Annotated in this window: 9 protein-coding genes; all 9 read right to left on the bottom strand. The window is 61.0% G+C overall.

Annotated features, from left to right (window positions below; genetic code table 11):
• Positions 1–327 precede the first annotated feature (327 nt).
• Positions 328–1,212, bottom strand: coding sequence for a succinate--CoA ligase subunit alpha (gene sucD / locus FH041_RS02770; RefSeq protein ID WP_004376004.1), 885 nt, complete (start codon positions 1,210–1,212; stop codon positions 328–330).
• Positions 1,212–2,378: an ADP-forming succinate--CoA ligase subunit beta gene (gene sucC / locus FH041_RS02765; protein ID WP_023533614.1), complete on the bottom strand. Its 1,167-nt coding sequence runs from the start codon at positions 2,376–2,378 to the stop codon at positions 1,212–1,214. The genes sucD and sucC overlap by 1 nt, the downstream gene beginning before the upstream one ends.
• A 172-nt stretch (positions 2,379–2,550) precedes the next feature.
• Positions 2,551–3,987 (bottom strand): dihydrolipoyl dehydrogenase, encoded by a 1,437-nt coding sequence (gene lpdA / locus FH041_RS02760; protein WP_027916294.1) that lies wholly within the window; start codon positions 3,985–3,987, stop codon positions 2,551–2,553.
• 94 nt (positions 3,988–4,081) lie between these two features.
• Positions 4,082–5,302 (bottom strand): 2-oxoglutarate dehydrogenase complex dihydrolipoyllysine-residue succinyltransferase, encoded by a 1,221-nt coding sequence (odhB, locus tag FH041_RS02755; protein WP_140174158.1) that lies wholly within the window; start codon positions 5,300–5,302, stop codon positions 4,082–4,084.
• Between the two features lie 42 nt (positions 5,303–5,344).
• Positions 5,345–8,176, bottom strand: coding sequence for a 2-oxoglutarate dehydrogenase E1 component (locus tag FH041_RS02750; RefSeq protein WP_023533567.1), 2,832 nt, complete (start codon positions 8,174–8,176; stop codon positions 5,345–5,347).
• 238 nt (positions 8,177–8,414) lie between these two features.
• Positions 8,415–9,119 (bottom strand): succinate dehydrogenase iron-sulfur subunit, encoded by a 705-nt coding sequence (locus tag FH041_RS02745; RefSeq protein WP_023533615.1) that lies wholly within the window; start codon positions 9,117–9,119, stop codon positions 8,415–8,417.
• An 11-nt stretch (positions 9,120–9,130) separates the two neighbouring features.
• On the bottom strand, positions 9,131–10,903 hold the full coding sequence (sdhA, locus tag FH041_RS02740; RefSeq protein WP_023533625.1) for a succinate dehydrogenase flavoprotein subunit: 1,773 nt from the start codon (positions 10,901–10,903) through the stop codon (positions 9,131–9,133).
• Between the two features lie 3 nt (positions 10,904–10,906).
• Positions 10,907–11,275, bottom strand: a complete 369-nt coding sequence (gene sdhD, locus FH041_RS02735) for a succinate dehydrogenase, hydrophobic membrane anchor protein (protein ID WP_023533603.1) — start codon at positions 11,273–11,275, stop codon at positions 10,907–10,909.
• Positions 11,269–11,655 (bottom strand): succinate dehydrogenase, cytochrome b556 subunit, encoded by a 387-nt coding sequence (gene sdhC / locus FH041_RS02730; RefSeq protein ID WP_088523617.1) that lies wholly within the window; start codon positions 11,653–11,655, stop codon positions 11,269–11,271. Before sdhC ends, sdhD begins: the two co-directional genes overlap by 7 nt.
• Positions 11,656–11,817 lie beyond the last annotated feature (162 nt).

The raw sequence follows: 11,817 nt of genomic DNA, 5'->3' as shown, positions 1-11,817 counted from the left end.
TAGGCCAGACCCGTTTAGCGTGTCGTTCCCTTTTGGGGCACGGGCACAAAATAGTCGCGTAGATTAACCGGTTTACCCTTCAAACGCACTGGCACAGTGCGTGTTGTCCGATGTGCGTACGCCATTGTCGTCTGCGTGAACGGAACGATCGGTATTATCCGCTGGCTGAACACGGCGTATGTACGAAAATTCCTATCACAGCCATCGAAAAAACCTAATCGCTTTACCCCTACCCTGCCGCGCAAAGCTTCGTCAGATGAAGCAGCCCCCTGATACGACAAAGGCCACCCGAAGGTGGCCTTTGTGCGCGTGGGGGGTGCAGCGGTATTACTTCTTCACTTCCCAACCGGTCAGCTCGGCCAAGGCCTTGCCGATGTCGGCCAGCGAACGCACGGTTTTGACACCTGCGTCCTGCAGGGCTGCGAACTTCTCGTCTGCAGTGCCCTTGCCGCCGGAAATGATGGCGCCAGCGTGGCCCATGCGCTTGCCCGCAGGTGCGGTAACACCGGCGATGTAGGAAACGACAGGCTTGGTGACGTTGGCCTTGATGTAGGCTGCGGCCTCTTCTTCAGCCGAACCGCCGATCTCACCGATCATGACGATCGCTTCGGTCTTCGGGTCTTCCTGGAACAGCTTCAGGATGTCGATGAAGTTGGAGCCCGGGATCGGGTCACCGCCGATGCCGACACAGGTCGACTGACCGAAGCCGGCGTCGGTGGTCTGCTTGACAGCTTCGTAGGTCAGGGTGCCGGAGCGCGACACGATACCGACCTTGCCTGGCAAGTGAATGTGGCCAGGCATGATGCCGATCTTGCATTCGCCGGGCGTGATGACGCCTGGGCAGTTAGGGCCGATCAGGGTCACGCCCAGCTCGTCGCACTTGACCTTGGCGTCCAGCATGTCCAGGGTCGGGATGCCTTCAGTGATGCACACGATCAGCTTGATGCCGCCGAACGCCGCTTCAAGGATGGAGTCCTTGCAGAATGGCGCTGGTACGTAGATGACCGAAGCATCGGCGCCGGTCGCCTCGACGGCTTCCTTGACGGTGTTGAACACCGGCAGGCCCAGGTGGGTGGTGCCACCCTTGCCTGGGGTGACGCCACCGACCATCTTGGTGCCGTAGGCGATGGCTTGTTCGGAGTGGAAAGTACCTTGCGAGCCGGTGAAGCCCTGGCAGATGACTTTGGTGTCTTTATTGATCAGGACGCTCATTACTTGCCCTCCGCAGCTTTGACAACTTGTTGAGCAGCGTCGGTCAGGCTGGTTGCAGCAATGATGTTCAAACCGCTTTCTGCCAGTACTTTAGCGCCCAGTTCGGCATTGTTGCCTTCAAGGCGAACGACGACCGGAACCTTGACGCCGACTTCCTTCACCGCACCGATGATGCCTTCGGCAATCATGTCGCAGCGAACGATGCCGCCGAAGATGTTGACCAGAACGGCCGCGACATTGCTGTCGGACAGAATGATCTTGAACGCTTCGGTAACGCGCTCCTTGGTAGCACCGCCGCCCACGTCGAGGAAGTTGGCTGGCTTGCCGCCATGCAGGTTGACGATGTCCATGGTACCCATGGCCAGGCCAGCACCGTTGACCATGCAGCCGATGTTGCCTTCCAGGGCAACGTAGTTCAGTTCGAACTTGGCAGCGTGGGCTTCACGGGCATCGTCCTGGGACGGGTCGTGGAAGGTTTTCAGCTTCGGCTGACGGTACATGGCGTTGGCATCGATGTTGATCTTGGCATCGAGGCAGTGCAGGTCGCCGTCGGCCTTGATCACCAGCGGGTTCACTTCCAGCAGGGCCAGGTCGTGATCCTTGAACAGCTTGGCCAAGCCCACGAAGATCTTGGCGAACTGTTGAACTTGCTTGCCTTCCAGACCCAGCTGGAACGCCAGCTCACGACCTTGGAACGGCTGAGCGCCGACCAGTGGATCGATAGTGGCCTTGAGGATTTTTTCAGGCGTGTCGTGCGCGACTTTCTCGATGTCCACACCACCTTCGGTGGAGGCCATGAACACGATGCGGCGGCTCGAACGATCGACCACAGCGCCCAGGTACAGCTCTTTGGCGATGTCGGTGCAGGATTCGACCAGAATCTTGGAGACGGGCTGACCGTTGGCATCGGTCTGGTAGGTGACCAGATTCTTGCCCAACCACTGTGCAGCGAACGCCTTGGCGTCTTCCTTGCTGCGAACCAGCTTGACGCCGCCCGCTTTACCGCGACCGCCAGCGTGAACCTGGGCTTTGACGACCCACTCGTTCCCGCCGATCTTGTCGCAGGCTTCTGCCGCTTCTTCAGGGGTGTCGACCGCGAAACCCTTGGAAACTGGCAGGCCGTACTCAGCGAACAGCTGCTTACCCTGATACTCGTGAAGATTCATGCTTTTTACCGTCTTCGTTAGGTACTGCGCTTCGGCGCTGCGCCATCACTGGCGCCGCACCACCTGTGACCGTTGACCCCGGGTTATCCCATGTGATCCGGTCCGGCGGACTTTCCGCGGTGAGTCATGCACGCAAGACTCACGACGGGCAGCCCGCCGTGGTTTCTTATGATTAACGCTTCTTACGGTTGGCGACGTGAATGGCACCGCCATTCACCGCCAGCGCTGCTTCATGCAACGCTTCGGACAGGGTTGGATGGCTGAAGACCATCATGCCCAGGTCCTCGGCACTGGTGCCGAATTCCATTGCGATTGCGCCTTGCTGTACCAGTTCGGCAGCCGATGGGCCAATCACGTGCACACCCAGTACGCGGTCGGTCTTGGCATCGGCGATGACCTTGACGAAACCACCGGTGTCGTTGGCTGCCATCGCACGGCCGCTGGCCGCGAACGGGAAGGTGCCCACGTTAACCTCAACACCCTCGGCCTTCAAGGACTGTTCGGTCTTGCCAACCCACGCGATTTCCGGGTGGGTGTAGATGACCGATGGGATCAGATCGTAGTTCATCTGGGCCTTGTGACCCTTGATGCGCTCGACGACCATGATGCCCTCTTCCGAGGCCTTGTGCGCCAGCATCAGGCCACGCACCACGTCACCGATGGCGTAGACGCCCGGCACGCTGGTTGCGCACTGGTCATCGACGTAGATGTAGCCACGCTCGTCAATGTTCACACCGCTGTCGGCAGCCAGCAGGTCGGTGGTCACTGGACGACGGCCCACGGCAACGATCAGCTTGTCGAAGGTGATCTTCTGCTCGCCTTCGGCGTTGGTGTAGGTCACCTCGACTTCGTCGCCGTTCACCTTGGAACCGGTGACGCGCGCACCCAGCTTGATGTCCAGGCCCTGCTTGGTCAGGACCTTCTGGGCTTCCTTGGAGACGGCGCTGTCGGCAGCCATCAGGAAGGTGTCCAGGGCTTCGAGCACGGTCACTTCCGCGCCCAGACGCGCCCATACCGAACCCAGTTCCAGGCCGATCACGCCAGCGCCGATCACGCCAAGGCGCTTGGGCACGGCTTGGAATTCCAGGGCGCCGGTGGAGTCGACGATCACGTTCTGGTCGACCGGAGCCGGCGGAATGTCGATCGGGCGCGAGCCGGAAGCCAGGATGACGTTATCCGCTTCGATGACTTCGCTGGTGCCGTCGGCCTTGGTCACTTCGACCTTCTTGCCCGCCAGCAGCTTGCCGTGGCCCTGGATGGAGGTCACGCCGTTGGCCTTGAACAGGGTAGCGACACCGCCGGTCAGGTTCTTGACGATGCCTGCCTTGCGGCCAACCATCGCCGGTACGTCCATCTTCACTTCGCCAGTGGAGATACCGTGGACATTGAAGCTCTCTTTGGCTTCCTTGTATTTCCAGGAGCTGTCCAGCAGCGCCTTGGAAGGAATGCAGCCTACGTTGAGGCAAGTGCCGCCCAGGGCCAGCTTGCCCTCGGCGTCGGTGTACTTCTCGATACAGGCAGTCTTCAGACCGAGTTGGGCGGCCTTGATAGCAGCTACATAGCCGCCAGGACCGGCACCAATCACTACCACGTCGAATTTCTGGGTCATAAAAGATTCCTTGTTAGCTCAAGCGGCCGCTGCAAGCCGCAAGACAGACAGGCTTCGATCTGAAGCCTGTCGCTCGCAGCTTACAGCCGCGCGATTAGATGTCCAGCAGCAGGCGGGACGGATCTTCCAGCAGGTTCTTGATGGTCACCAGGAAGGTTACCGCTTCCTTGCCGTCGATCAGGCGGTGATCGTAGGACAGTGCCAGGTACATCATCGGGCGAATCACCACTTGGCCATTGATGGCCATTGGGCGCTGGATGATGTTGTGCATGCCCAGGATCGCGGCTTGCGGTGGGTTGACGATCGGCGTCGACATCATCGAACCGAAGGTACCACCGTTGGTGATGGTGAAGGTGCCGCCGGTCATTTCTTCGATGGCCAGCTTGCCGTCACGGGCTTTCTTGCCGAAGGTGGCGATGCCGTTCTCGATTTCGGCCAGGCTCATGGACTCGGCGTTGCGCAGTACCGGAACCACCAGACCACGGTCGCTGGAGACAGCCACACCGACGTCCGCGTAACCATGGTAGACGATGTCGTTGCCGTCGATCGAGGCATTGACTGCAGGGAAGCGCTTGAGCGCTTCGGTCGCAGCCTTGACGAAGAACGACATGAAGCCCAGGCGCACGCCGTTGTGGGTCTTCTCGAACAGGTCCTTGTACTTCGAACGCAGGGCCATGACTTCAGTCATGTCGACTTCGTTGAAGGTGGTCAGCATGGCCATGTTGGACTGGGCTTCGACCAGGCGCTCGGCGATCTTGGCGCGCAGACGGGTCATCGGCACACGTTTCTCGGTACGATCGCCAGCGGCGGTCACGACCGGTGCCGCTGCAGCTGCGGCAGGCTTGGCCGCCGGGGCAGGCGCCGACTTCTTGTTGGCAACGGCAGCGACCACATCTTCCTTGGTCACGCGACCGCCTTTACCGGTACCCGAGACGCTGGCCAGGTCAATGCCATTTTCTTCTGCCAGCTTGCGGGCAGCAGGGGCAGCGACCGGGTCGTCTTCACTGGCGTCGGCAGCAGCGGCAGCCGGTGCGGCGGCCTGGGCAGGCGCAGCAGCCGGTGCAGCGGCAGCAGCGCCGCCTTCCACGATCGAACCCAGCACTTCGTCGGACAGGACGGTGTCGCCCTCGCCCTTGACGATGTCACCCAACACGCCGTCGGCAGTGGCCAGCACTTCCAGGACGACCTTGTCGGTCTCGATGTCGACGATCAGCTCGTCCCGCTTGACGGCGTCGCCTGGCTGCTTGTGCCAGGTGGCAACGGTGCCGTCGGCAACCGATTCCGGGAAGGTTGGGGCTTTGATCTCGATAGCCATTATCAGTGTTTCCTTAAATTCGGTTTCAGATGCGCGAAGGCGTTAAACGGTGAACGCGTCTTGCAGCAGTCGTTCCTGCTGCTCGGCGTGCTTGGAAGCGTAACCACAGGCTGGCGCGGCAGAAGCCTCGCGACCGGCGTATTCCAGGTTCAGCGCCTTGTTGTGGCGGCCCAGGATACGGCGCATGTGGTGCTGGCTGCTGTACCAGGCACCCTGGTTCATTGGCTCTTCCTGACACCAGACCGCATGCTTGAGGTTGGTGTACGGTGCCAGGATTTCGACCAGGTCGTCTTCCGGGAACGGATACAACTGCTCGATACGCACGATCGCAATGTCTTCGCGGCCTTCGGCACGACGTTTTTCCAGCAGGTCGTAGTAGACCTTGCCACCGCACAGCACCAGGCGCTCGACCTTGGCTGGATCGAGGGTGTCGATCTCCGGAATGACGGTCTGGAACGAACCTTCCGCCAGATCTTCCAGCGTCGAGACGGCCAGCTTGTGACGCAGCAGCGACTTGGGCGTGAGCACGATCAGCGGCTTGCGCAGCGGGCGAATGACCTGACGACGCAGCAGGTGGTAGATTTGCGCCGGCGTGGTCGGCACGCACACCTGAATGTTCTGCTCTGCACACAGCTGCAGGTAACGCTCCAGGCGTGCCGAGGAGTGCTCGGGGCCCTGCCCTTCATAACCGTGAGGCAACAGCATGGTCAGGCCGCACAAACGGCCCCACTTGTGCTCGCCACTGGTGATGAACTGGTCGATGACCACTTGCGCACCGTTGGCGAAGTCGCCGAACTGGGCTTCCCAGATCACCAACGCGTTGGGCGTGGTGGTGGAGTAGCCGTACTCGAATGCCAGTACCGCTTCTTCGGACAGGAAGGAGTCGTACAGTTCGAAGCGTGGCTGGCCCGGGTACAGGTTCATCAGCGGTACGTAGGTGCTGGCGTCCTTCTGGTTGTGCAGCACCGCGTGACGGTGGGAGAAGGTACCGCGGCCGATGTCCTGGCCGGTCATGCGGATCGGGTGCCCTTCGAACTGCAGCGTGGCGTAAGCCATGGTCTCGGCGTAGCCCCAGTTGATCGGCAGGCCACCGGCTTGCATCTTCTGGCGATCTTCGTAGATCTTGGCAACCTGACGCTGGACCACGAAACCTTCGGGCAGCTCCAGCAGTTTGGCCGACAGCTCCTGCAGGGTCTTGAGGTCGAAGCGGGTGTCGTGGCGAGCCGTCCAGGCGTGACCCAGGTAGGGGCGCCAGTCCACGAACAGCTCGCGGTTCGGCTCCTTGACCAGGCTCTTGACCACATGCAGACCGTTGTCCAGCGCGCTGCGATAGTCGTCGATCTTGGACTGGGCGCGCTCGGCATCGATGCGGCCTGCCTGGATCAAGGCTTCTGCGTACAGCTCGCGGGTGGTGCGCTGCTTGGTGATCTGCTGGTACATCAGCGGCTGGGTGCCGTTGGGCTCGTCGGCCTCGTTGTGACCGCGGCGACGGTAGCAGACCAGGTCGATGACCACGTCACGCTTGAACTGCATGCGGTAGTCGACGGCCAGCTGGGTGACGAACAACACGGCTTCCGGGTCGTCGCCATTGACGTGCAGGATCGGCGCCTGAATCATCTTGGCCACGTCGGTGGCGTACTCGGTCGAGCGCGCATCGAGCGGGTTACTGATGGTGAAGCCGACCTGGTTGTTGATCACGATGTGCACGGTACCGCCGGTCTTGAAACCGCGGGTCTGCGACATCTGGAAGGTTTCCATCACCACGCCCTGGCCTGCGAAGGCCGCATCGCCGTGGATGGAGATAGGCAGCACCTTGTCGCCGACGCTGTCGTTGCGGCGGTCCTGACGGGCGCGCACCGAGCCTTCGACCACAGGCGACACGATTTCAAGGTGGGACGGGTTGAATGCCATGGCCAGGTGGACTTCGCCCCCCGGGGTCATCACGTTCGAAGAGAAGCCCTGGTGATACTTCACGTCACCGGAGCCCAGCTCGTTCATCTTCTTGCCTTCGAACTCGTCGAACAGCTCGCGCGGGTTCTTGCCGAAGGTATTGACCAGCACGTTCAGGCGACCACGGTGGGCCATCCCGATGACGACTTCCTTGGTGCCGTAGGAGCCGGAGCGCTGAATCATCTCGTCCAGCATCGGGATCAGGCTTTCGCCACCTTCCAGGCCGAAACGCTTGGTGCCTGGGTACTTGGTGCCCAGGTATTTCTCCAGACCTTCGCCTGCGGTGACGCGCTCGAGCAGGTGGGACTGCACGTCGGCGGAGAATTCAGGACGGCCTCGCACGCTTTCCAGGCGCTGCTGGAACCAGCTGCGCTGCTCGGAATCGACGATGTGGGTGAACTCGGCGCCAATGGTGCGACAATATGTCTTCTGGAGCGCATCGAGGATGTCGCGTAGGCTCGCCTCCTCTTTGCCGATGAACAGGTCGCCGGCACGGAAGGTCGTATCAAGATCGGCATTGGTCAAGCCGTAGTGATTGATCGACAGGTCTACGGGCGCAGGGCGCTGCCACAACCCCAAGGGGTCAAGCTTGGCAGCCTGATGGCCGCGCATACGATAGGCCTGGATCAGTCGCAGCACTTCAACCTGCTTCTTCTCGTGTTCACTGCTCACGCTCCCGGCAGATACCGGCTGGGCGCGGCGCTGGTTCTTTGCCAGCAGTACGAAATGATCGCGGATCGTGGAGTGCGATACGTCGGTAGCGGTGCTGCCGTCGGCGGGCAACTTCTGGAAGTAGGTGCGCCACTCTTCTGGCACAGCGTTAGGGTCGTGCAGGTAGAGTTCGTAGAGCTCTTCCACATATGCAGCGTTACCACCTGAAAGGTGGGCGCTTTCCCACATGCGCTGCATCACGCTTTCTTGCATGCTTGGTCACCCTCGATTAGGGGACTGATCGGCGAGAGCCATGAAACCTGGAACGGTCCGAAAACAGCGACTGAACCACGCCACCTGGATCCTGCTGATTTTCCGGGTACCAGCCCGGAAAGCCCCTGCTGGTCTCATCTTCATAGGTAATGAACAGGGGCTTTGTGAGCCCCGTTCGGGTTTTACCTCGGCGCGGGTGTTACACCCGCGCGTCGGCGTACTGCAGGTACAACGTCTATCAGGTGCCGCTTTGCAGCAGCATGTTACGTACGTGGCCGATTGCCTTGGTCGGATTGAGACCTTTAGGGCAAACGTTGACGCAGTTCATGATCCCGCGGCAGCGGAATACGCTGAACGGGTCATCCAGGGACGCCAGGCGCTCCTGGGTCTTGGTGTCACGGCTGTCGGCCAGGAAGCGGTAGGCTTGCAACAGCGCGGCGGGGCCCAGGAACTTGTCCGGGTTCCACCAGAACGACGGGCAGGACGTGGAGCAGCACGCGCACAGGATGCACTCGTACAGGCCGTCCAGCTTGTCACGGTCTTCCGGCGACTGCAGACGTTCGATGGCCGGAGGCGGCGTATCGTTCTGCAGGAACGGCTTCACCTTCTCGTACTGCTTGTAGAAGATGCTCATGTCCACGACCAGGTCACGAATGACCGGCAGACCAGGCAACGGACGCAGTACCAGCTTGTTGCCCTTGACCACGCCCGACAACGGAGTGATGCAGGCCAGGCCGTTCTTGCCGTTCATGTTCATGCCATCGGAGCCGCACACGCCTTCACGGCAGGAGCGACGGTACGAGAAGCCCTCGTCCTTTTCCTTGATCAGCGCCAATACATCCAGAACCATCAGGTCCTTGCCGCCGGTATCGACGTCGAACGACTCCATCTTGGGGGCCGCGTCGGTGTCGGGGTTGTAGCGATAAACTTCGACTTTCAACATAGCAGCCACCCTTAGTAGGTCCGGATTTTTGGTTCGAAGGCCGGCACGGTCTTCGGCGCAAAGTTGACGCCACGCTTGGCAACGCGCTTGACACCCGGGTAGTACAGGGTGTGGCACAGCCAGTTCTCGTCGTCACGGTCTTCGAAGTCTTCACGGGCGTGAGCGCCGCGCGACTCTTTACGGGCTTCGGCCGCGATGGCGGTAGCTTCGGCAACTTCCAGCAGGTTCTGCAGCTCCAGCGCTTCGATACGCGCGGTGTTGAAGGCCTGGGACTTGTCGTTGATCTTGACGTTGGCGATACGCTCACGCAGGCCAGCCAGCTGCTCGATACCCTTGAGCATGTACTCGCCGGTACGGAATACGCCGAAGTAGTTCTGCATGCAGCTCTGCAATTCGCGCTTGAGGCTGGCAACGTCTTCGCCGGTGGAGCGCTCGTTGAGCTTGTTCAGGCGATTGAGGGCAACGTCGATGTCGGTGTCGCTGGCGTCGAGGTGCTCGATGCCGTCGCTCAGTGCCTTCTCCAGGTGCAGGCCGGCAGCACGGCCGAACACCACCAGGTCGAGCAGGGAGTTGCCACCCAGGCGGTTGGCACCGTGAACCGATACGCACGCCACTTCACCTACGGCGAACAGGCCAGGGATGATGTGATCCTTGCCTTCTTCGTCCATGGTGATGGCTTGGCCATGAATGTTGGTGGCAACGCCGCCCATCATGTAGTGGCAGGTTGGAACGACCGGCACTGGCGCGACGACCGGATCGACATGGGCGAAGGTCTTGGACAGTTCGCAGATGCCTGGCAGGCGACTGTGCAGCACCTCCTCGCCCAGGTGGTCCAGCTTCAGCAGCACGTGGTCCTTGTTCGGGCCCACGCCGTTGCCGGCGATGATTTCCTTGACCATGGAACGGGCAACCACGTCGCGGCCGGCCAAGTCTTTGGCGTTCGGCGCGTAGCGCTCCATGAAGCGCTCGCCATGGGCGTTGATCAGGTAACCACCCTCACCGCGGCAACCCTCGGTAACCAGTACGCCGGCACCGGCGATACCGGTCGGGTGGAACTGCCACATCTCGATGTCCTGTACCGGAACACCAGCGCGCAGCGCCATGCCGATGCCGTCACCGGTATTGATCAGGGCGTTGGTGGTGGAGGCGTAGATTCGGCCAGCACCGCCAGTGGCCAGAACGGTGGCCTTGGACTTGATGTACATGGTTTCGCCGGTTTCGATGCAGATCGCGATCACGCCGACGAAGGCGCCTTCCTGGTTCTTCACCAGGTCAACGGCATAGTACTCGTTGAGGAAGGTGGTACCGGCTTTCAGGTTGCCCTGGTACAGGGTGTGCAGCAGCGCGTGACCGGTACGGTCGGAAGCGGCACAGGTACGGGCAGCCTGGCCACCCTTGCCGAAGTCCTTGGACTGGCCACCGAACGGACGCTGGTAGATACGGCCGGTTTCGGTGCGCGAGAACGGCAGGCCCATGTGGTCCAGCTCGAAGACCGCAGCCGGGCCTTCCTGGCACATGTATTCGATAGCGTCCTGGTCACCGATGTAGTCCGAGCCCTTGACGGTATCGTACATGTGCCAGCGCCAGTCGTCGTTCGGGTCGGCCGAAGCGATGGCGCAGGTGATGCCGCCCTGGGCGGACACGGTGTGCGAACGGGTCGGGAAGACCTTGGTGACCACGGCAGTCTTGTGACCGCCCTGGGCCAGTTGCAGCGCTGCGCGCATGCCGGCGCCGCCGCCACCGATGATGATGGCGTCGAAGGAAATGGTTGGAATGCTAGCCATGGATCAGATACCCCAGAGAATCTGCACACCCCAGACGAAGTAAGCGAACATCGCAACGCCGCATACCGCCTGGAACAGGAAACGAATCGCAGTTGCCGACTTGCCGAACGACATAGGCGTCAGGTAGTCGGTAGCAATGGTCCACATGCCGACCCAGGCGTGAGCGCCGAGGGCAACGAGGGCCAGCAGACTGAAGATCCGCATCGCGTTGTTGGAGAACAGGGCATGCCACTGGGCATAGTCGATGCCTGGGTGGGCGACCACGTAGCCGATCAGGAAGATGAAGTAAGCCGCGAGAACGACCGCCGAGACGCGCTGCGCCATCCAGTCATAGAGGCCCGAACGCGACAGGTTCGTGACGTTGGTTACCATACCCAAACTCCCACCAGAACGATCAGCACCACGGAGATGACGATCACGATTTTCGAGCCCAGCTTGCCGCCTTCCAGCGTCTCGCCGACACCCATGTCCATGATCAGGTGACGAACACCTGCCACGAGGTGATAAAGCAGGGCGGACAACAGGCCCCAGGTCACGAACTTGGCCAGCGGGCTGGTCAGACACGCCTTCACTTCACCGAAACCTTCCTCGGAACCCAGCGACTTGCCCAGTGCATACAGCATGATGGCAAGGCCGATGAACAGGATGACGCCGGAGATACGGTGCAGGATGGACGTGTACGCAGTGACAGGAAGCTTGATGGTCCTTAGGTCTAGGTTTACAGGTCGTTGGCTTTTCACGGCTTTTTTCACACTGAAGAGCCCCTAGCGAATCAGGGCAAAGTTGTTGGTAAGTGTACTGGTCAGGTACCCACCACCCAGGGAACGGCGACCCCCAGCAGGTCGGGCTTGCAAGCCCCTGGCGGTCGGGTGCCGAGTATAGACAGTTAGGCTGCTCATGACAACGTGAGGGGG

The organism is Pseudomonas sp. SWI7, assembly GCF_006351945.1.
Taxonomy (GTDB): domain Bacteria; phylum Pseudomonadota; class Gammaproteobacteria; order Pseudomonadales; family Pseudomonadaceae; genus Aquipseudomonas; species Aquipseudomonas fulva.
The sequence above is the reverse complement of the archived record's forward strand: the minus strand, read 5'-3'. Positions and strand labels throughout refer to the sequence as shown.